The organism is Marivita sp., assembly GCF_051251565.1.
In the GTDB taxonomy this organism is placed as follows: domain Bacteria; phylum Pseudomonadota; class Alphaproteobacteria; order Rhodobacterales; family Rhodobacteraceae; genus Marivita.
This window is the reverse complement of record NZ_JBPOFB010000002.1, coordinates 323,057-342,243: the sequence shown is the minus strand read 5'-3', so window position 1 is coordinate 342,243 and position 19,187 is coordinate 323,057. Positions and strand designations below refer to the sequence as shown.

The window sequence follows — 19,187 nt, the reverse complement described above, 5'->3', positions numbered from 1 at the left end:
CTGGATATGGATGGACCTATGACCACGCGCGCCGGTTTCGTCGCTTTGATCGGAGAGCCCAATGCGGGCAAATCCACGCTGACCAACCAAATGGTGGGCGCGAAAGTGTCCATCGTCACCCACAAGGTACAGACCACCCGCGCGCGCATTCGCGGTGTGGCCATGGAAGGCGACGCGCAGATCGTTCTGGTGGACACACCGGGCCTGTTCAAGCCGCGCCGCCGTCTGGACCGCGCCATGGTGGCCGCCGCATGGTCGGGGGCATCTGATGCCGATATCGTGGTGCTGCTCATTGAGGCGCATCGCGGGATCACCGAAGGCGTCGAGGCGATCCTTGAGAATTTGGGCGAGGTGGTAGGCAAGCGCCCTGTCGCACTGGCCATCAACAAGATTGACCGCGTCGAGGCACCACGCCTTTTGGCGCTGACGCAAGAGATGAACGAAAAGTTCCCTTTTACCGAGACATTCCTGATTTCAGCGGAAAAGGGACATGGCGTCAAAGCGTTGCGCGCATGGCTTGCCGCAGAGCTGCCCGAAAGCCCATGGCTGTATCCCGAGGACCAGATCGCGGATCTGCCCTTGCGGATGATCGCGGCGGAAATGACCCGCGAAAAACTGACCCTGCGCCTGCATCAGGAATTGCCCTACCAATTGACGGTCGAAACCGAGAGCTGGGAAGAACGCGACGACGGATCAGCGCGGATTGACCAAATCATCTATGTGATCCGCGACGGGCACAAAGGCATCGTTCTTGGCAACAAGGGCGAGACGATCAAGGCCATCAGCAAGGCCGCGCGCGAAGAGCTGGAAGAATTTCTTGGCCGTCGAATCCACCTGTTCATGCAGGTGAAGGTGCGCGAAAAATGGCTGGACGAGGCCGAGCGTTATTCCGAGATGGGTCTGAATTTCAAGGACGGCAATGGTTGAGGCCCGACTGGCCAGCGGGTTCTGGGTGCAGGCCTATCTGCGCCGTCTGTCGCTTTACAACATCCCGGCCTTTGTCACCGCCCATGGTGACGATACTGCGGGCGCTGTTCTGATCAAGCTCAATACGTTGAACGGTCAGGCCCGTGCCTTTGTGCGGCAATTCGATCTGATGACCGGCGACCGCACATGGCAGGTGTTGGCCGAAGGGCCAGAGACGGATGTGGATGCCAGCATCGCCAGGCAACGCAGTTTTGACAGCGACCTGTGGGTGATCGAGGTCGAGGACCGGGACGGGCGGCATCTTCTGGATGAAGACGGGCTGTCGGGCTAACATCGCCTTATGGATTGGCGTGACACAGGTATCCTTCTCAGCAGCCGCAGACACGGCGAAAGTTCGATGATCATTGACGTGTTCACGCCCGACCGTGGCCGTCATGCCGGTGTGGTGCGCGGTGGCGCGTCGCGCAGGGTGGCCCCGATCCTTCAGCCCGGTGCACAGCTTGATCTGGCATGGCGCGCGCGGCTTGAGGACCATCTGGGCAGCTTTACCGTGGAGCTGCAACGCTCTCGGGCGGCAATTGCGATGCAAAACCGCCTGACGCTGGCCGGATTGAACGCGGCTTTGGCGCTTTTGGCGTTCGTGCTACCAGAGCGCGAACCGCATCCTGCACTGTATCGACAGACCCAGAACTTGCTGGACCTGCTGGCCGAAACCGAGCTGTGGCCGCTGGCCTATCTGCGCTGGGAAACGGCGCTTTTGGACGATCTTGGATACGGTCTTGATCTGAGCTGTTGCGCGGTGACGGGCGCGACAGAGGGATTGGTCTATATCTCGCCCAAGTCCGGGCGGGCGGTATCCGCCCAAGGCGCGGGGGAGTGGGCGGACCGGATGCTGCCTTTGCCAGACGCGCTAAAAGGGGAAGGCACGCTGACGGATATCGAGATTGCCGCAGGTTTGGGGACCACGGGGTATTTTCTGGAAACCAAACTGGCCGCAGTGCAGATCGGCAAACCCCTGCCCCAAGCGCGGGCGCGGTATTTGGACATTCTTAGCCGCCCGCGCCCTCCGGCACCCGGTTGAACACCAAAGCCCCGTCTTGGGCGATAAACAGGGTCAGCACATCCCCCGACACCGCGCCCGAAGTCACCTGCCTCAACGCGGCCAGAAACGCCGTTTCCCGGTCCAGATCCGGGCAGGCCATCCGCGTTGCAAGGATGGGACCAAAGCCGATATCCGGCAAAGGCGCTGTCTGGGTGGTGGAAAAGCGATTACAGGGTGCTTGCCCCGTGACCGTGCCGTCCGAACCAATCTTTATCCAAGCCTGCGCATCCAACGCGACCCCGTCCAAGCTCTCTACCGCCCAGACGCCGCCTGTCACCCTGTCTGGCGCAACAGGGTCTTCGGGCATGCAGGCCGCAACAAAAAAGAGGCAAGGCAAGACGAGTGATCTCATGGTCCTGACACGGTGCCTGATCGAAGTTTGCAAAACAACCAAAACGCCGCCTTTTCAGTTTCCCTAAGCCGCGATAGGTAAAGAGCATGACGATGACGGTTCCAAATATCCTGACTGTCCTGCGCCTTCTTGCTGCGCCGGGTGTGGCGCTGATGTTTCTTTATTTCTCGCGGCCCGCTGCGGATTGGTTCGCGCTGATCCTGTTCGTGTCCGCCGCCGTGACCGATTGGTTCGACGGCTATCTGGCCCGCGCATGGAAGCAGGAAAGCAAGCTGGGCGCGATGCTGGACCCGATTGCCGACAAGGCGATGGTGGTGATCGCGCTGATGGTGATCGTGGGCTATTCGTCGATGTCGCCATGGCTGGTGCTGCCCGCGACCTTCATCCTGTTCCGCGAAGTGTTCGTGTCGGGGCTGCGCGAGTTTCTGGGGGATACGGCGGGCACGCTCAAGGTGACGCCGCTGGCCAAGTGGAAAACCACGTTACAAATGGTTGCGATTGCGGTGCTTTTTGCCCAAGGCGTGTTTGAACATTATCTTGGCATCTCGGTCATTGGCATGAACCCCGATATTTTTGCGGGCATCATGGCGGGCGAGATTGAAGACCTGCACGGGTTGTGGTGGAAAGAGGCCGGAATGGCGTGGGCTGGCAATATCGGGTTGCTTCTGTTGTGGCTAGCTGCGTTTCTGACACTGATCACCGGGTGGGATTACTTCCGCAAAGCGGTGCCGTTTTTGAAGGATTGACCAGATGGATGTGTTGTATTTCGCATGGGTCCGCGAACGGATCGGCTTGCCGAAAGAGACCGTGACAACAGAGGCCGAAACCGTGGCCGATCTGGTGACGGAATTGCGCGCCCGTGAAGACCGCTATGATCTGGCGTTTTCCGATCTGGCAGCGCTGCGCGTTGCCGTGGATCAGGAGCTTTCGGATTTTGACGCGTCAATCAAAGGCGCGCGCGAAGTTGCGTTCTTTCCGCCGATGACGGGCGGCTGATGCGGGTCGTTGTTCAGGACATGCCGTTCGATTTCGGCGCAGAGGCCGAGGCCTTCGCCAATGGCCGGCACGACATGGGCGCGATTGTCACTTTCACAGGTGTGGTGCGCGACTTTGGCGGTGGGGGTCTTGATGCGATGGAGATCGAACACTACCCCGGCATGACCCAAAAAGCGCTGGAGTCGATTGCAGCCGAGGCCGTGACCCGCTGGTCGCTGGGCGACGCGCTGGTGATCCACCGTTTTGGGCGGATGGAGCCGGGCGAGAAGATCATGATGGTCGCCACAGCCGCCCCCCATCGCAAGGACGCGTTCGAAGCGGCGGAGTACCTGATGGACTACCTCAAATCCCGCGCGCCCTTCTGGAAGAAAGAACATGCCCAAACCGGCGAGACCGGTTGGGTTGCCGCCAAGGATGCAGACGAGGACGCACTGCGACGGTGGTAGCTTGTAACACCCCCGGATCGGTCATATAATTTGACCAATCCTTAGCTGTTGCGAGCATCATGCCCTTCCAACCCGTCACGCCCGAGAAACTGTCAACGGCCGTCACACGCCAGATCGAGCAATTGATCCTGCGGGGTATCCTGCGGCCCGGCGAACGTCTGCCATCCGAGCGGGAATTGTCCGAGCGGCTTGAGGTGTCGCGCCCGTCGCTGCGCGAATCCATCGCGGACCTGTCTGAGCGCGGGTTGCTGACCAGCCGTGCCGGGGCCGGGGTATATGTGACCGAAGTTCTGGGGTCGGCGTTTTCGGACGCGTTGATCCAGCTGTTTGCCAACCACGACGAAGCGGTGTTCGACTACCTGTCCTTCCGCCGCGACATGGAAGGGCTGGCGGCGGAACGCGCGGCGCGGTTGGCGTCGGACACGGATCTCGCGGTGATCGGCGCGGTGTTCGCCCGCATGGAAGCGGCCCACGCCAAGCGCAGCCCGGCCGACGAAGCGGCGCTGGATGCGGAGTTTCACCTGTCGATCATCGAGGCCAGCCACAACGTCATCATGCTCCACATGATGCGGTCGATGTACCAATTGCTGCGCGAAGGGGTGTTCTACAACCGGCAGATCATGTTCCGCCAAAAGACCACGCGGGGCGCGCTGCTGGATCAACACCGGGCGATTGTTGAGGCCTTGCAAGCACGCGACCCCGAGGGCGCCCGGCAGGCGGTGGTGGATCATCTGTCGTATGTGGAGACCTGTCTGGCGGACAACCGCAAGGCCGAGGCGCACGAGGCAGTCGCCCGGCAGAGGCTGGAGCATGTTGGGGGGAAGGGTTAGGGGTTAATCCCCAGAACGGTGATATCGTAGGGTGCGTGCTTGCACGCACCGATTAATTTTGACGACAGAATGGTGCGTGCAAGCACGCACCCTACGCTTGCTTTATGGTTGCCAAGTCCGTCAGTCATTCGAACGATGCGCCTACACCAACCAAATCGCCAGCCCGGGGGGCGGTGTCGTCTATTGGGCTCGGACCAATGGCGCTCCAATAGACGACCGATGCGCGGCGGCTCCGCGCTGGTGCGATGAAAGACAGTTAGACTGTCACGCGCGCCTTCATCAGGCCCTCTGCCTTCAACCGCTCGTGACATTCGTCCAGCGACTGCCGGGCGCGGGTGATCAGAATGTCGATCTCGTCTTTCGTGATCACCAGCGGGGGGGAGATGATCATGCGGTCGCCGACGTGGCGCATCACGAGGTTGTTGGCGAAGCAGCGTTCGCGGCAGATGAAGCCGACGGTGCCGGTGTCTGCCTCGAACTTGGCGCGGGTGGCTTTGTCGGGGGTCAGGGCGATGCTGCCCATCATGCCGATGATCTTGGCCTCCCCCACCAGCGGGTGGTCGGTGAGCGATTCGAACTTTTCCTTGAGATAGGGCGCTGTTTCCTCGCGGACGCGGGTGACGATACCTTCCTCGTCGAGGATGCGCAGGTTTTCGAGCGCCACGGCGCAGGCGACCGGGTGGCCGGAATAGGTGTAGCCGTGGTTGAATTCGACGCTGTTGATGACCTCGGCCACCTCGTCACAGATGATCGACCCGCCGATGGGCTGGTAGCCGGAGCTGAGGCCCTTGGCGATGGTCATGATATGCGGGCGGATGTTCATGGTCTGGCTGCCGAACCAGTTGCCGGTGCGCCCAAAGCCGCAGATCACCTCGTCCGCGATCAAAAGGATGCCATACTTGTCGACGATGCGCTGAATCTCGGGCCAGTAGGTCTCGGGCGGGATGATCACGCCGCCTGCGCCCTGCACGGGTTCGGCGATAAACGCCGCGACGCGGTCCTGGCCCAGTTCGAGGATGGCGGTTTCCAGTTGGCGGGCGCGTTCAAGGCCGAAGTCCTCGGGCGTCATGTCGCCACCTTCGGACCACCAATCGGGCTGGTCGATGTGGTGGATGTTCGGGATCGGAAGGCCGCCCTGCATGTGCATGCCCTTCATCCCGCCAAGTGACCCCGACCCGACAGACGAGCCATGATAGGCGTTCCAACGCGAGATTACGATGTTGCGCTCGGGCTGACCCTTTTCCTGCCAATAGGTGCGGACCATGCGCAGGTTGGTGTCATTCGCCTCTGAGCCAGAGCCGGCATAGAACACCTGATTGAACCCATCGGGGGCGAGTTTTGCGAGTTTCTGCGAAAGTGCAATCGCGGGCACATGGGTGGTCTGGAAGAACGTATTGTAGAACGGAAGCTCCTGCATCTGGCGGGCGGCGACTTGGGCCAATTCGGTGCGGCCATAGCCGATATTCACGCACCACAGCCCTGCCATCGCATCAAGGATGCGGTTGCCATCGCTGTCATTGAGCCACACGCCATCGGCCCGTGTGATCACCCGCGCGCCCTTGTCGGCGAGCCCGGCCCCGTGGGTAAACGGGTGCATGTGATGCGCGGCGTCAAGCGCCTGCAATTCGGATGTGGGCATGTGGTTGGTGATCTGGGCCATGGCGAGACTCCTGTCGGACGGGCTGCTGCCAAAATATGATCAAATTACCGCAAGTCAATCGAATCAGGTCACACCCTGAAGGATTTGCTCCATGCCCTGCATCACATCCCCTTCCATGGCCGCTGCCGCCGCGTCAGCGTCCCGTGCCGTGAGGGCAGCCAGCACATCTTTGTGCCGGTCCGGCAGGTTGCGTGTGCCAACCTGACCGCAGACAACGCGCAAGGACGGACCAAAGCGCAGCCACAGTCGGTCGACCATTTCGGTGAGGATCGGAGCCTGTGCCAATGCGTTCAGATCACCATGAAACTGGTGGTTTTCGACCAGGTAGCGGTGCACGTCGCCCCGGCGGATGGCATCATCCAGCCGGGCGTCGATTTCGGTCAGGCGGGCGATATCGTCTGGCGCGGCCTTTTGCGCCGCACGCCGCACCAGTTCCGGTTCAAGCGCCTTGCGGGCAATGGTCAGTTCGCCAATTGCCTGCGCATCCAGCACAGGAACCGCAATGCGCCTGTTGCCCAGGAATTCAAGCGCGCCCTGCGCCATCAACCGCCGCAACGCCTCGCGGACCGGGGTCATGCCGACGCCCAGCGCGTCTGTGAGGCCTTGAATCGTCACCGGCTGGCCCGGCTCCAATTCGCCAAAGAGCACCTGATCGCGCAATTGGCGGTACACTTGTTCATGCGCCGGAAGACGAACCGGATCGAAGACGGATTTCAATACTTGTCGACCGGCCATGCCTGTCCCTTCGAAACTGCCGCAGCTTTAGGCACATTGCCCGAATAGCAGCACCTGACAAGTCATCTTGCACGTTCACAGCGGGCATGAAAACATCATAGCTATTGCCAGATCAGGCAAGTTTTGATCAAATTCAAATGCACAGAGCCGCGAGCGCTCTGGGATCAACGGGAGACTTTCATGAAAACCCATCTGCTGACATTGACCGCAGGTGCCGCGCTGATGGCGTCATTGGCCCATGCCGACGAGGTGCGCGTCTACAACTGGTCCGACTATATCGATGAAGAGCTTTTGGCCAAGTTCGAAGAAGAGACAGGCATCGACCTGATCTATGACGTGTTCGACAGCAACGAATTGCTGGAAACCAAGATGCTGGCCGGTGGGTCGGGCTATGACGTTGTGGTGCCCACAGGCACGTTCTTGCAGCGGCAGATTCAGGCGGGCGCATTCCAGAAGCTGGACGCCTCCAAGCTGCCCAACCTCGACAACATGTGGGCGACCATCGAACAGCGCACGGCGCAGTACGATCCCGGCAACGAATATTCGATCAACTACATGTGGGGCACCACGGGCCTTGGCGTGAATGTCGGCAAGGTGACCGAGATCCTTGGCGCCGACGCGCCGATCGCGTCGCTTGACCTGATCTTCAACCCCGAGAACATGGAAAAGCTGTCCGCGTGCGGCGTGCATTTTCTTGATGCTCCGACCGAGATGATCCCCGCCGCCCTGACCTATGCGGGGCTTGAGCCGGACCGCAAGGATGACGAAGCGCTGGCCGCTGCCGAGGCGGTGCTGAGCGCCGTGCGCCCTTATGTGCAGAAGTTCCACAGCTCGGAATATATCAACGCGTTGGCCAATGGCGACATCTGCGTGGCGTTTGGCTGGTCCGGGGATATCCTTCAGGCGCGTGACCGTGCGGCAGAGGCCGACAACGGCGTCGATGTGGCCTATAACGCGCCCACCGAAGGCGCACTGATGTGGTTTGACCAAATGGCCATTCCGGTCGATGCACCGAACCCTGACGCGGCCCATGTGTTCCTGAACTTCATCATGGACGCACAGAACATGGCGGCGGCGTCGAACTATGTCTACTATGCCAATGGCAACGAGGCCTCCAAAGAATTCCTCGTCGAGGACGTGATCGGCGATCCGGCGATCTATCCTGACGAAGCGACATTGGAAAACCTCTACACGGTGACCCCGTTCCCGCCGCGCGAACAGCGGTCGCTGACGCGGATGTGGACCACCGTTAAATCCGGCACCTGATCCCAGCGTGCTTTCTTGTCCGGTAGGCCTACCCTGCCGGACAAATACCCCCAGTCAGAGGTGTCCAGAGTGGCCCAGACCGTCTTTGCTCCGTGGGAAGATCCCGACGAAAAGCCGTTGATCCAGTTTCGCAACGTGACCAAGAGGTTTGGCGATTTCACCGCCATCGACGATCTGACGCAAGACATCTACACCCGTGAATTCTTTGCGCTGCTAGGCCCGTCGGGCTGTGGCAAGACCACGATGATGCGCATGCTGGCGGGGTTTGAGGCACCGACCAGCGGTCAGATTTTCATTGCCGGTCAGGACATGGCCAAGATTCCGCCGAACAAGCGCGCGGTGAACATGATGTTCCAGTCCTACGCGCTGTTCCCGCATCTGTCGGTTTGGGAAAACATCGCATTCGGGCTGAAGCGCGAGGGCACTGACAAGGGCAAAATCGCGGCGCGTGTCGACGAGATGCTGCGCCTCACCAGGCTAACCAAATTCGCCCAGCGCAAGCCGCATCAGATTTCCGGCGGTCAACGGCAGCGCGTCGCGCTGGCCCGGTCCCTTGCGAAGGCGCCAAAACTGCTACTACTGGATGAACCCTTGGGGGCGCTTGACAAGAAGCTGCGTCAGGAAACGCAGTTTGAATTGATGGACATTCAGGAAAAGACCGGCACCACCTTTGTGATCGTGACCCATGACCAGGAAGAGGCGATGACCGTTGCGTCCCGCGTTGCGGTGATGGACGAAGGCCAGATTATTCAGGTGGCGACGCCTGCGCAGATCTACGAGGCCCCGAATTCGGTGTATGTCGCGGATTTCATCGGCGACGTGAACATCCTGTCGGGCCGTGCAAAGCCACAGGGCGACAAGATTGCCATTCAATGGGCCGAAGGGCAGCCCGATATTCTTGGCACGACCACGACGACGTTTGATGCGGGTCAGGAAATCCATTTCGCCATCCGCCCCGAAAAGGTCGGCATCAGTGCCGAAGAACCGGACAATGCCGCCAACAAGGTGCAGGGCAAGGTTCTGGATATCGCCTATCTTGGCAATATCTCGACCTATCACGTCGAACTGCCCACCGGGCATGTGATCAAGGCGCAGACCGCCAACACCCGCCGCCTGTCGCGGCGTCAGATCACCTGGGAAGATCCGGTCTGGATCAGCTGGACAGACACCGCCGGTGTCCTTTTGGAGCGTTAGGGGGTGCGCCGCTTCCTCCTTATCGCAGTGCCCTATCTGTGGCTGGTGGCGCTGTTCCTGATCCCGTTTGTGATCGTGATGAAAATTGCGCTGTCGGATGTGGCGCTGGCCCGCCCGCCCTACATGCCACAGTTAGATTTTGCCGCGGGATGGGGCGGGATTCGCGCGTTTTTTGCCGCGCTCGACTTTGAGAATTTCTGGTTCCTCACCACCGACGACCTTTATTGGAAAGCCTATCTCAGCTCGCTTCAGATCGCGTTCATCTCAACCGTGCTGACACTTTGCGTGGGCTATCCGATTGCCTATGCGATGGCACGGTCGGCGCCGGAATGGCGGCCGACGCTGCTGATGCTGGTGATCCTGCCCTTCTGGACCAGCTTTCTGATCCGGGTCTATGCGTGGATGGGTATCCTGTCCAACGAAGGGCTGCTGAACCAGTTCCTGCTTTGGGCCGGCATCATCAGCGCACCGCTGACCATCCTGAACACCAACACAGCCGTCTATATCGGCATCGTCTACACCTACCTGCCCTTCATGATCCTGCCGATCTATTCGGCACTGGAGCGGATGGATGACAGCTTGCTCGAAGCCGCCGAAGATCTGGGCTGCTCGCGCCTTTCGGCCTTTTGGCTGGTGACGATACCGCTGTCGAAAAACGGCATCATCGCCGGATGCTTTCTGGTCTTCATCCCGGTGATCGGGGAATTTGTGATCCCGTCCCTTCTCGGGGGGTCCGGAACGCTGATGATCGGCAAGGTGCTGTGGGAAGAATTCTTCTCCAACCGCGATTGGCCGGTGGCCTCTGCGGTGGCGGTGATCCTCCTGCTGATCCTCGTGATCCCGATCATCCTGTTCCAGCGCAACGAACAGAAACAGCGCGAGGCCGAAGGATGATGCGTTTGGATCATGGTTTCTTTGGGCTTCAAATACCTCGGGGGTTTGGGGGCAGAGCCCCCAACACGTCGTCCGCGCCAGCAGGCGAAACCACGGGGGTGACCCGATGAGACGCTTTTCATGGTTCAACGCCACATCCCTCACGCTTGGGTTCGCATTTCTTTATGTGCCCATGATCATCCTTGTGGTCTACAGTTTCAACGAATCCAAACTGGTGACGGTCTGGGCCGGGTTCTCGACCCAGTGGTACGGCGAATTGTTTCGCAACGAAGAATTCCTCAACGCAGCATGGGTGACGATCAAGGTCGCGGTGATGAGTTCGACCATCGCCACGGTGCTGGGCACGATGGCAGCACTTGTGCTGGTGCGCGCGGGTCGGTTCAGCGGGCGGACCCTGTTTTCGGGCATGATCTATGCGCCGCTGGTGATGCCCGAAGTCATCACGGGTCTGTCGCTGCTGCTTTTGTTCATCGGCATCGGGTTGGACCGGGGCGTTCTGACCATCGTGCTTGCGCATACAACCTTTTCCATGTGCTACGTGTCGGTTGTTGTGTCCTCGCGGCTTGTCACATTTGACCAGTCACTCGAAGAGGCCGCGCTTGATCTGGGCTGTTCCCCGTTCGAGGCGTTCCGCCTTGTGACCTTGCCCATCATCGCACCTGCGGTGATCTCGGGCTGGCTCTTGGCATTCACCCTGTCGCTGGATGATCTGGTGATCGCGAGCTTCACCACGGGGCCGTCTGCCACCACGCTGCCGATCAAGATTTTCTCGGCGGTGCGTCTGGGCGTCAGTCCAGAGATCAACGCGCTGTCCACGATCATGATTGCGATTGTGACCGTTGGCGTGATCACCGCATCATTGATCACCAAACAGGCCGCTGTGCGACAAGCCCGCGATGAACGGATGGCCGAGCGCACGGCATGAGGCGCATCTACGAGGATGCCGCCTATCACACGCCCGCATCCTGTTGGTGGCGCGAAACAGCACCACCAACGGATCACCCGCAGCTGCTCGGCGACCATCGCACGGATGTGGCCATCATCGGCGGCGGTTTCACCGGGTTGAACGCGGCTTTGGCGCTGGCCCAATCGGATGTCGCAGTGACGGTGATGGACACTGAACAGCCCGGCTGGGGCGCATCGGGGCGCAATGGCGGGTTCTGTTGTCTGGGCGGGTCCAAGCTTGGCAGTGCAACCATGGGCAAACGCTTTGGCGACTCAGAGCGCGCTGCATGGCATGCGGCTGAACGCGCGGCGGTGGACCATGTAGCCGCGGTTTTGGCCGATCACGGGATCGACGCGGATCGACATTCAGACGGTGAAACGCTTTTGGCGCATACGCCCAGGGCGATGGACGATCTTCGCAACAGCGTGACCGAGACCCGCGCGACATATGGCGTCACACCCCAGATCATCGCGCCCGAGGCGCTGCGCCAGCACGGGATGGCCGGGGCCTTTCACGGTGGCATGACCATTCCCATCGGGTTCGCCCTGAACCCGGGCAAGTACCATGCCGGGCTTGCAGCAGCCGTCACCAAGAGCGGCGCGCAGATCTTTGGCCAAAGCCCGGCAACCGCGATCGCGCCAAGCGGCGGTGCGTGGCGGGTCACTACGCCCAAGGGAACGATCACCGCAGACAAGGTGATCCTTGCCACCAATGGCTATTCATCCGAAGACCTGCCCGACTGGCTGCGCGCGCGCTATCTGCCGGTGCATTCGTCGATCATTGTGACCCGTCCGATCACCCCGGTGGAACAGGCGCAGCAGGGCTGGACAAGCCTTCAGATGTGCTACGACACCCGGTTCCTGCTGCATTACTTTCGGCTGATGCCGGACGGGCGGTTCCTGTTCGGGATGCGCGGCGGATTGCGCGCGACACCCAAGGCCGAAGCCGCGCTGTCGCGCACGATCCGGGCGAATTTCCACCGCCTGTTCCCGGAATGGCGCAATGTCGAGATTACCCATGAATGGTCCGGGCTGGTATGTCTGATGCGCAGCCTGACGCCTTTTGCGGGCGCGGTCCCGGACCAACCGGGGCTGTATGCCGCCATGGGCTATCACGGCAATGGCGTGGCCATGGGCAGCTATCTTGGCGCAAGGATTGCGGACAGCGTTCTGCGCCGCGCAGCCACGGGCCCAATGCCCGCGTTTTTGTCCCATCCGCCAAAGCGGTTTCCCTTGGGGCCGTATCGTCGTGCGCTGCTTGCCCCAGCCTATGCAGCGGCGGCATTTCTGGACCGATAAGTGCCCCGTGAAAAGACACTTTGAAATCCGTTGAAACCCACCCCCGTCTCTTGTGCCGCGTTGCCCTGTTCGCTATTCAAACGGGAAGCAAAATCAGGGAGGAGCGTCATGCTCAAGCGTCCATTCGACAAGTCGAAACTGCCCAGCCGTCACGTAACAGAAGGGCCCGAGCGCGCGCCGCACCGGTCCTATTATTACGCGATGGGGATGACCGAGGAAGAAATCCACCAGCCGCTGGTTGGTGTTGCGACCTGTTGGAACGAAGCAGCCCCCTGTAACATCGCGCTGAGCCGTCAGGCACAAGCAGTGAAGATGGGTGTCAAACAAGCGATGGGCACACCGCGCGAGTTCACCACAATCACCGTCACGGACGGCATTGCGATGGGCCACGAAGGCATGCGGTCCTCGCTTGCCTCGCGCGAGGCGATTGCCGACACGGTTGAGTTGACGATGCGCGGCCATTCCTACGATGCGATTGTGGGTCTTGCGGGTTGTGACAAATCCCTGCCGGGCATGATGATGGCAATGGTGCGTTTGAACGTACCGTCGGTGTTCATCTATGGTGGGTCAATCCTTCCGGGCCGCGCGCCACAGGTTGACGAGATCCCCGAGGATTTCCGCAGCCGTGACCTGACCGTGCAGGACATGTTCGAAGCGGTAGGACGTCACCAGAACAACGAGATGTCGGACAAGGCGCTCGACATGCTTGAACGTGTGGCATGCCCGTCTGCGGGGGCGTGCGGTGGTCAGTTTACTGCCAACACCATGGCGTGCGTGTCCGAGGCGATCGGCCTTGCGCTGTTCAACTCGTCTGGCATGCCTGCGCCTTACGAATCCCGTGACCAATATGGCGAAGCATCGGGTCGGGCGGTCATGGATCTCGTGGAACAGCACATCCGCGCGCGGGATGTTGTGACCCGCAAGGCGCTGGAAAACGCGGCCCGCGTTGTGGCTTGCACAGGGGGGTCGACAAATGCCGGTCTGCACCTTCCCGCGATTGCGCACGAAGCCGGGATCGAGTTCTACCTTGAAGACGTCTGCGACATCTTCCGCGACACGCCGTATTTCGTCGACCTGAAACCGGGCGGCGCATATGTGGCCAAGGATCTTTACGATGCAGGCGGCATTCCTGTTGTGATGAAAGAGCTGCGCAAGGCGGGTCTTATCCACGAAGACTGCATCACCGCCTCGACCCGCACCATCGGCGAAGAGCTGGACCTGATCGAACGCGAAGCGGATGGCAAGGTGATCTATCCCATCGCAACCCCGATCACCAAGACCGGTGGCGTTGTCGGCCTGAAGGGCAACCTTGCCCCCGAAGGTGCGATTGTGAAAGTGGCGGGCATCCCGGCCGAAGGTCAGGTCTTTACCGGCCCGGCGCGTGTGTTCGAATGCGAAGAAGAGGCGTTCGAGGCGGTCAAGCAGCGTGCCTATGAGGAAGGCGAAGTCATCGTCATCCGCAACGAAGGCCCTGCAGGTGGGCCCGGGATGCGCGAAATGCTGTCCACCACGGCGGCGCTGTCCGGTCAGGGCATGGGCAAGAAAGTGGCGCTCATCACCGATGGTCGTTTCTCGGGCGCGACACGCGGGTTCTGTGTGGGCCATGTTGGTCCAGAAGCCGCGCAAGGCGGGCCGATTGCCCTGCTCAAGAATGGCGACATGATCACCATCGACGCAGTGAGCGGATCACTGAGCGTGGATGTTTCGGATGATGAGATGGCGCAGCGCAAGACCGAGTGGAAAGGTCCGCGCGAAACCATCTACACCTCGGGTGCCGTTTGGAAGTTCGCCAAGCTTGTGGGTCCGACCTACAAGGGCGCGGTGACCCATCCCGGTGCCGAAGGTGAAAAGCACGTGTATTCGGATCTGTGACGCCGAGCCGATATAAACTGCATGCCGCGCTGATGGGCGCGGCATGTCTGGTACTGGCGGGATGCACGCCCACTGACACGCCCGGCGCGTTGTCCTTGGCCGAAGGCGCATCCACGTCAGAGCCGACGCCTTTGTTGGCGGCCCGTCTGGTCCGTGGGCAAATCGTGGTCTCTGGACCTGAAGGCTACTGCATTGACCCCACATCACTGCGCAGCACCGCGGCAGGAGGATTTGCCGCAATCGCCAGTTGCAACATCCTGTCCAGCGGCCGGGGTGGCCCGTTTGTAGAGCCGGTTCTTGTGACTGTCACCGTCAGCCGTGCAACGAATGGCAGCCCGTCGCTGACTGATCTGGCATCCGCGCTGCAAACCGACCTGTTGCAAGAGCGCGACCTAAGCGGGCTTCGCGTTGGTCAAATGGCCAGTGGCGGTGAGGCTGCGTTTGCGGGCAGCGACCCCAAGCACTGGCGCGGCGCGTTTGTTCTGGACAGTCACCTTGTCGGTGTTGCGCTTTATGCACCTGTGGGCAGCCCGTTGATCGGCGCACAGGGCGCTGCATTCTTGAATACGGTTTCTTCACGCATTCGCGCTAGGTCTGCGCCATCCAGAGCGCGAAGTGCAGAACAGTCGCAATCACCAGTCGATCCTCTTGAAACGCGACTTGGCCGTTTATTTGAACGCGGCGATCTGTAATATAAAGATCAAACCGACACCCAAAAGGGTCGGACAAGAACATCAGCAGGAGCGAGCAGCTCATGTCAGAGATGAAACCCGGTCTGCTTGACCGCGTTATCCAGCAATCCGCGCTCAGGCGATTTCGCCGTTGGGCTGAAACCGCGCGACATGCCGACCTGCGGGAACTGCGTCGCAACCGTGCCGCCGCGCGCCGGTTGAAATACCACCTCGACGAACTGATCTACGTCGCGGACGATCGGCTTGGTCTGCCCGTTCTGGGCAACCAGGCGGTGCCCGTTCCCTATGATGCCGATTGGTCCTGGCGCCCCGAGGCGTGGTGCGGCCCGCTTTCGGTGCAGGGCATGTCTGCGGTCGCCAACAAAGCCATGCTGGGCCGCGAGGTCACGCTGTTTCACGATTGCAGCCAATCGGAACTGACCCTGCGCCAGTTACGCAATACCAGTGCCGATGATCTGGCCGCTTACGGCCTGCGACTGGATGTGTTCCGCTTTGACGGATCATACCTGTCGCTTGTGATCGACCTGCCCGCCGAGGCGACGGTGGGTCTCAAGCGCAAGCACCTGATCCGGTTTGACGCGATAGTGGATCTTGAACGCCCGCTTGAAATCTTTGCCCGGCTCAATGTGCAGCACGGGCCCAACACCGAACAGATCGTGCGGGAATTGCCGGTAACCGACCGCGAACTGGTTGTGGAATTCGATCTGGCCTACACGAAACTTAACGAAAAGCGGGTGGAAAAGGTTTGGATTGACCTGATCTTTGAGAACCCGGACATGAGTCAGGTTGTTCTGCGTGACCTGTATTTCAGCCGTCGCCCCAGAGCCGAGATGTGAGGACCCGAGAATGACCGCGTATTCCCTGTCAAAAAGCCGGTTTTTCGAGGGTGTCTGGGAAGGTGTGATCGCCGGAGAGTCCGACGACAGCCCCGCACCGAATGTGGATGTGCGGGTACATGACAAACCGGTACCCGACATCACGCTTGAAGCGCTGCCCGACCCTGCATCCTGGGTCATCAAGGTGCCGGTGCCGGCCAACATGATCGCGGACGGCGTGCACACATTCGTTATTTCCGAAGCGACGCTGGGACAGGCGCTTGGTGATTTCTCGATCATTGCGGGCGACGCGGCTGGCGAAGACATCCGCGCCGAGATGTCGCTTTTGCGGGCCGAATTGGACATGCTCAAACGGTCCTTCCGCCGACATTGCCGCGAAACCGCCTGACAAGACGGGGCCCCGCCGGACGCGTTGGATCATTGGGGTGCAGCGCTGAACCTCGAACCCGAAGGGATAGCCCCCGATGGATATCACCCTGATCCGCACCTTTCTCGAAGTCGCGGCGACCGGATCATTCGTCAACGCAAGCGAGCGGCTGTACGTCACTCAATCCGCAGTCAGCCTGCGCGTGCTGCGCCTTGAGGAATCGCTTGGCAAGCCGTTGTTCACCCGGTCCAAAGCGGGGGCAGAGCTGACCACGGCAGGGCGGGAATTTGAACGCTATGCGCTGTCCATGATCAAGGTCTGGGAAGAAGCACGGCAGCAGATCGGCATTCCCGAAGGCTTCTCCAAATCACTGTCCATCGGAGCGCAGTATTCGCTCTGGCCGCGGCTCGGGTTTCGTTGGGTTGATGCCTTGCAGACCAATCTGCCGGAACTGAGCGTACGCGCCGAGATCGGGATGCCGGACAGGATCACCCGGTTTCTGATCGAAGGGATCGTGCAGGTAGGCTTGATGTACACGCCGCAACTGCGACCGGGGCTCAGCGCGCACGCGGTGCTCGAAGAAGATCTTGTGCTCGCGTCATCCTTTGAGACCACTCTGGACGGGATCGGCGACCGGTACGTCTTTGTCGATTGGGGACCGGAATTCGTTCACGCCCATGCACAGGAACTGACGCAGCTCGGGAATTCCGGATTGACCCTGTCGCTCGGGGCGATGGCTGCGGATTACGTTGTCAACCGTCAACGAGCGGCCTATCTCCCTGCCCGGTACATAAAGCGATACCTCGATGAGGGGCGGCTGTTCCTTGTTCCGGACGCACCTGTTTTTCCATATCCGGTCTGGTCGATCTGGCGCGATGATCTTGACGACGACATCCGGATCGCTGCCGAGGCCGCACTTGTTGCGGTTTCAACACAGATTGATGCGGATCAGGACGCGGTCATGGCCGACCTCGCCGAAATGAGCACGCACGAGTCCGTAGAAGTCCTTGGCACGCCTTGATTTCCTAATGAAATGAGCATTACTTGTTTCATGGTCAATTATTTTTAATTTTCCTCATTTTATCGGGTTTCCTACATCGGTTTCAGCAGTAATGCTCCCGCCCTCTTCAGGACGGGTCACTCTTTGTTGGAAAAGGACTCACCAATGAAAGACGTCACCAAATCCCATGTGGGCGCTGTCGCTTTGATTGCAGCCCTGTCGGCGACAACGGTTTCGGCGCAATCGCTGGTTGGCGGCGCCTCTGTCGCTGCGGACCGCAACGAGGACTTGATCGAAGCCATCGAAGACGATGCCGAGCGTGAGCTTGACCGTTTCGGGAACGAAGGCCGCCCCCAGGGGTTTGACGGGTCCGTCGCAGTGCGTGCCATCGCATCAAGCGGCAATACAGACAGCCTGGATATCGGCATCGGGTCAGACCTGAACTATGTCTGGGGTCCGAACGGTATCGAGCTTCAGCTCAACTACGCCTACGGCGAAGATGACGGCAAGAAGACCGAGGAAAGCCTGTATTACGGACTGGAATACACCCGTGATTTCAATCCCGTGGTCTTTGGGTTTGCCAAGGTTCAGGGCTCGGTTGACGAATTCTCGGATTTCGAAACCGATACCTTTGTCAGCTTTGGTGCCGGTTACCGCGTGTTCAACGACGAAACCCGTCAATGGTCGCTTCAAGGCGGTCCCGGCTACCGGTTTTCCGAACTGGCAGACGTGACCCGTGGCGACATCAGCGAAGGCGCGTTCGGCATCAGCTCTGACTATGCCCATAAACTGACCGACACGGTCTTTCTCACCAATGACACGGACGTGATTTACTCGGAATCCGACACCGCCGTGTTCAACGATTTCGCACTGAACGTGTCGATGACCGACACGGTCGCCCTGCGCACAAGCGTCCTGACCGAATACCACTCGGACGTGGCAAAAGGCGCAAAACAGACGGACAATACGTTTGGAGTATCGCTCGTCTACTCGTTCAACTGATCTGTTGAACACCCTCATGTAAACTTGGGGGCAGAGCGATCTGCCCCTCTTTTTCCCAGTTCCCCCAAGAGGAGCCCAGAATGTCCAAGCGAACCATCATCGCTGAACGCGACGCCGGCTATCTCGAAGTCTTTTGTACCCAGACCACCGGAACCATTTTTGGCCATCGACTGGTCGGGACCGCACCCGGACCACAGCTTGTTGTGGCGAGTCACTGCCAGACAAGCGCACATGTTTTTGAACGGTTGCTGAACATCCCGACCCTGCCATGGATGCGCGGAAACCTTGTCCTGATCCGGCTCGACGCACTGGATGACCTGGTCATGGACATCACGTCGATCGCACATATCGGCATCGTGGATCGCACCATGATCCTGACGGAAAACACAACAGACCCGAACGTCCAGCGCCGCAATTACCACATGATCCTGCGCGCCTGCGCCCAGTTGGGAATGATCTCGGGGCGCGGCGTCGCCCCTGCATGAAGCACACAGCAATATGAAACATATTCTCATGGACACCCGGTGGCTGGCGCTTTTCCTCATCTCGGTTTTTCTGGGTCTATTCATGCTCCAGAATATGGAACGGGTCGATGTGCAGCTGTTCATCTGGTCCGTCAACAGCAGTCACGCAGTCCTTGTTCTGATCTGCGTGGGGCTTGGATTTCTGATGGGATGGCTGTTCGGCCATTCCGGCAAACGCCGCTTGGGCGGGCGTGATTGACCTTCCTGTGAGCGGCGGGCAAACTGTAGCACATAACCTGTTCCGGAGA

Annotated in this window: 23 protein-coding genes; 20 read left to right on the top strand and 3 right to left on the bottom strand. The window is 60.1% G+C overall.

Annotation, left to right across the window (positions count from 1 at the left end; all coding sequences use genetic code 11):
• The first annotated feature begins 18 nt into the window (after positions 1-18).
• The 3 genes from era to recO are packed head-to-tail and all read left to right on the top strand — an operon-like array spanning position 19 to position 2,008.
• Positions 19-927 (top strand): GTPase Era, encoded by a 909-nt coding sequence (gene era, locus ACSHXH_RS04135; protein WP_435670499.1) that lies wholly within the window; start codon positions 19-21, stop codon positions 925-927.
• Entirely contained in the window at positions 920-1,258 is a 339-nt protein-coding gene (locus tag ACSHXH_RS04130; RefSeq protein WP_435670498.1) for a DUF1491 family protein, read from the top strand. Before era ends, ACSHXH_RS04130 begins: the two co-directional genes overlap by 8 nt.
• Positions 1,259-1,267: 9 nt before the next feature.
• Positions 1,268-2,008, top strand: coding sequence for a DNA repair protein RecO (recO, locus tag ACSHXH_RS04125; RefSeq protein ID WP_435670497.1), 741 nt, complete (start codon positions 1,268-1,270; stop codon positions 2,006-2,008).
• Here the strand turns inward: recO and ACSHXH_RS04120 are convergent.
• Complete coding sequence (locus tag ACSHXH_RS04120; protein WP_435670496.1) at positions 1,977-2,336, bottom strand: META domain-containing protein; 360 nt, start codon at positions 2,334-2,336, stop codon at positions 1,977-1,979. The genes recO and ACSHXH_RS04120 overlap by 32 nt on opposite strands.
• Positions 2,337-2,467: 131 nt before the next feature.
• On the opposite strand from ACSHXH_RS04120, the gene pgsA reads away from it, so the two are divergent.
• From pgsA to ACSHXH_RS04100, 4 genes are read left to right on the top strand one after another with little or no spacing between them, the layout of a single operon-like run.
• Complete coding sequence (pgsA, locus tag ACSHXH_RS04115; RefSeq protein WP_435670495.1) at positions 2,468-3,127, top strand: CDP-diacylglycerol--glycerol-3-phosphate 3-phosphatidyltransferase; 660 nt, start codon at positions 2,468-2,470, stop codon at positions 3,125-3,127.
• Between the two features lie 4 nt (positions 3,128-3,131).
• Positions 3,132-3,377 carry a molybdopterin converting factor subunit 1 gene (gene moaD / locus ACSHXH_RS04110; RefSeq protein WP_435670494.1) on the top strand — a complete coding sequence of 82 codons (246 nt, stop codon included), beginning with the start codon at positions 3,132-3,134 and terminating at the stop codon, positions 3,375-3,377.
• Positions 3,377-3,823, top strand: coding sequence for a molybdenum cofactor biosynthesis protein MoaE (locus tag ACSHXH_RS04105; protein WP_435670493.1), 447 nt, complete (start codon positions 3,377-3,379; stop codon positions 3,821-3,823). The genes moaD and ACSHXH_RS04105 overlap by 1 nt, the downstream gene beginning before the upstream one ends.
• A gap of 59 nt (positions 3,824-3,882) precedes the next feature.
• On the top strand, positions 3,883-4,653 hold the full coding sequence (locus ACSHXH_RS04100; protein ID WP_435670492.1) for an FCD domain-containing protein: 771 nt from the start codon (positions 3,883-3,885) through the stop codon (positions 4,651-4,653).
• Positions 4,654-4,909: 256 nt separating this feature from the next.
• Here ACSHXH_RS04100 and ACSHXH_RS04095 read toward each other — a convergent pair whose 3' ends face one another.
• The gene (locus ACSHXH_RS04095; protein WP_435670491.1) at positions 4,910-6,313 is read right to left on the bottom strand and encodes an aspartate aminotransferase family protein; all 1,404 of its coding nucleotides are present in this window, start codon (positions 6,311-6,313) and stop codon (positions 4,910-4,912) included.
• A 63-nt stretch (positions 6,314-6,376) separates the two neighbouring features.
• Positions 6,377-7,048, bottom strand: a complete 672-nt coding sequence (locus tag ACSHXH_RS04090) for a GntR family transcriptional regulator (RefSeq protein ID WP_435670490.1) — start codon at positions 7,046-7,048, stop codon at positions 6,377-6,379.
• Positions 7,049-7,228: 180 nt separating this feature from the next.
• Between ACSHXH_RS04090 and ACSHXH_RS04085 the strand changes: the two genes are divergently transcribed.
• From ACSHXH_RS04085 to ACSHXH_RS04025, 13 genes are all read left to right on the top strand, one after another.
• Entirely contained in the window at positions 7,229-8,314 is a 1,086-nt protein-coding gene (locus ACSHXH_RS04085; RefSeq protein ID WP_435670489.1) for a polyamine ABC transporter substrate-binding protein, read from the top strand.
• A 69-nt stretch (positions 8,315-8,383) separates the two neighbouring features.
• Positions 8,384-9,508 (top strand): ABC transporter ATP-binding protein, encoded by a 1,125-nt coding sequence (locus ACSHXH_RS04080; protein WP_435670488.1) that lies wholly within the window; start codon positions 8,384-8,386, stop codon positions 9,506-9,508.
• Between the two features lie 3 nt (positions 9,509-9,511).
• A complete protein-coding gene (locus ACSHXH_RS04075; RefSeq protein ID WP_435670487.1) occupies positions 9,512-10,402 on the top strand; it encodes an ABC transporter permease subunit in 891 nt (296 codons plus the stop codon).
• Between the two features lie 106 nt (positions 10,403-10,508).
• The gene (locus ACSHXH_RS04070; protein WP_435670486.1) at positions 10,509-11,327 is read left to right on the top strand and encodes an ABC transporter permease; all 819 of its coding nucleotides are present in this window, start codon (positions 10,509-10,511) and stop codon (positions 11,325-11,327) included.
• Positions 11,324-12,646 (top strand): NAD(P)/FAD-dependent oxidoreductase, encoded by a 1,323-nt coding sequence (locus tag ACSHXH_RS04065; protein WP_435670485.1) that lies wholly within the window; start codon positions 11,324-11,326, stop codon positions 12,644-12,646. Before ACSHXH_RS04070 ends, ACSHXH_RS04065 begins: the two co-directional genes overlap by 4 nt.
• Positions 12,647-12,754: 108 nt before the next feature.
• The gene (gene ilvD / locus ACSHXH_RS04060) at positions 12,755-14,518 is read left to right on the top strand and encodes a dihydroxy-acid dehydratase (RefSeq protein WP_435670484.1); all 1,764 of its coding nucleotides are present in this window, start codon (positions 12,755-12,757) and stop codon (positions 14,516-14,518) included.
• Entirely contained in the window at positions 14,515-15,210 is a 696-nt protein-coding gene (locus ACSHXH_RS04055) for a dihydroxy-acid dehydratase (RefSeq protein ID WP_435670483.1), read from the top strand. The genes ilvD and ACSHXH_RS04055 overlap by 4 nt, the downstream gene beginning before the upstream one ends.
• Before the next feature lie 62 nt (positions 15,211-15,272).
• On the top strand, positions 15,273-16,046 hold the full coding sequence (locus tag ACSHXH_RS04050) for a DUF6478 family protein (RefSeq protein ID WP_435670482.1): 774 nt from the start codon (positions 15,273-15,275) through the stop codon (positions 16,044-16,046).
• 10 nt (positions 16,047-16,056) lie between these two features.
• Positions 16,057-16,434, top strand: a complete 378-nt coding sequence (locus ACSHXH_RS04045) for a hypothetical protein (RefSeq protein ID WP_435670481.1) — start codon at positions 16,057-16,059, stop codon at positions 16,432-16,434.
• A gap of 76 nt (positions 16,435-16,510) precedes the next feature.
• A complete protein-coding gene (locus ACSHXH_RS04040; RefSeq protein WP_435670480.1) occupies positions 16,511-17,434 on the top strand; it encodes a LysR family transcriptional regulator in 924 nt (307 codons plus the stop codon).
• A 144-nt stretch (positions 17,435-17,578) separates the two neighbouring features.
• The gene (locus tag ACSHXH_RS04035; RefSeq protein WP_435670479.1) at positions 17,579-18,415 is read left to right on the top strand and encodes a DUF481 domain-containing protein; all 837 of its coding nucleotides are present in this window, start codon (positions 17,579-17,581) and stop codon (positions 18,413-18,415) included.
• An 80-nt stretch (positions 18,416-18,495) separates the two neighbouring features.
• Positions 18,496-18,900 carry a hypothetical protein gene (locus tag ACSHXH_RS04030; protein WP_435670478.1) on the top strand — a complete coding sequence of 135 codons (405 nt, stop codon included), beginning with the start codon at positions 18,496-18,498 and terminating at the stop codon, positions 18,898-18,900.
• A 13-nt stretch (positions 18,901-18,913) separates the two neighbouring features.
• On the top strand, positions 18,914-19,138 hold the full coding sequence (locus ACSHXH_RS04025) for a lipopolysaccharide assembly protein LapA domain-containing protein (protein WP_435670477.1): 225 nt from the start codon (positions 18,914-18,916) through the stop codon (positions 19,136-19,138).
• Positions 19,139-19,187: the final 49 nt, after the last annotated feature.

Bases quoted from the DNA above. Each gene is read 5' to 3' on its own strand.
- era (WP_435670499.1), top strand. From the start codon at position 19: ATGACCACGCGCGCCGGTTTCGTCGCTTTGATCGGAGAGCCCAATGCG.
- ACSHXH_RS04130 (WP_435670498.1), top strand. From the start codon at position 920: ATGGTTGAGGCCCGACTGGCCAGCGGGTTCTGGGTGCAGGCCTATCTG.
- recO (WP_435670497.1), top strand. From the start codon at position 1,268: ATGGATTGGCGTGACACAGGTATCCTTCTCAGCAGCCGCAGACACGGC.
- ACSHXH_RS04120 (WP_435670496.1), bottom strand. From the start codon at position 2,336: ATGCCCGAAGACCCTGTTGCGCCAGACAGGGTGACAGGCGGCGTCTGG.
- pgsA (WP_435670495.1), top strand. From the start codon at position 2,468: ATGACGATGACGGTTCCAAATATCCTGACTGTCCTGCGCCTTCTTGCT.
- moaD (WP_435670494.1), top strand. From the start codon at position 3,132: ATGGATGTGTTGTATTTCGCATGGGTCCGCGAACGGATCGGCTTGCCG.
- ACSHXH_RS04105 (WP_435670493.1), top strand. From the start codon at position 3,377: ATGCGGGTCGTTGTTCAGGACATGCCGTTCGATTTCGGCGCAGAGGCC.
- ACSHXH_RS04100 (WP_435670492.1), top strand. From the start codon at position 3,883: ATGCCCTTCCAACCCGTCACGCCCGAGAAACTGTCAACGGCCGTCACA.
- ACSHXH_RS04095 (WP_435670491.1), bottom strand. From the start codon at position 6,313: ATGGCCCAGATCACCAACCACATGCCCACATCCGAATTGCAGGCGCTT.
- ACSHXH_RS04090 (WP_435670490.1), bottom strand. From the start codon at position 7,048: ATGGCCGGTCGACAAGTATTGAAATCCGTCTTCGATCCGGTTCGTCTT.
- ACSHXH_RS04085 (WP_435670489.1), top strand. From the start codon at position 7,229: ATGAAAACCCATCTGCTGACATTGACCGCAGGTGCCGCGCTGATGGCG.
- ACSHXH_RS04070 (WP_435670486.1), top strand. From the start codon at position 10,509: ATGAGACGCTTTTCATGGTTCAACGCCACATCCCTCACGCTTGGGTTC.
- ACSHXH_RS04065 (WP_435670485.1), top strand. From the start codon at position 11,324: ATGAGGCGCATCTACGAGGATGCCGCCTATCACACGCCCGCATCCTGT.
- ilvD (WP_435670484.1), top strand. From the start codon at position 12,755: ATGCTCAAGCGTCCATTCGACAAGTCGAAACTGCCCAGCCGTCACGTA.
- ACSHXH_RS04050 (WP_435670482.1), top strand. From the start codon at position 15,273: ATGTCAGAGATGAAACCCGGTCTGCTTGACCGCGTTATCCAGCAATCC.
- ACSHXH_RS04045 (WP_435670481.1), top strand. From the start codon at position 16,057: ATGACCGCGTATTCCCTGTCAAAAAGCCGGTTTTTCGAGGGTGTCTGG.
- ACSHXH_RS04040 (WP_435670480.1), top strand. From the start codon at position 16,511: ATGGATATCACCCTGATCCGCACCTTTCTCGAAGTCGCGGCGACCGGA.
- ACSHXH_RS04035 (WP_435670479.1), top strand. From the start codon at position 17,579: ATGAAAGACGTCACCAAATCCCATGTGGGCGCTGTCGCTTTGATTGCA.
- ACSHXH_RS04030 (WP_435670478.1), top strand. From the start codon at position 18,496: ATGTCCAAGCGAACCATCATCGCTGAACGCGACGCCGGCTATCTCGAA.
- ACSHXH_RS04025 (WP_435670477.1), top strand. From the start codon at position 18,914: ATGAAACATATTCTCATGGACACCCGGTGGCTGGCGCTTTTCCTCATC.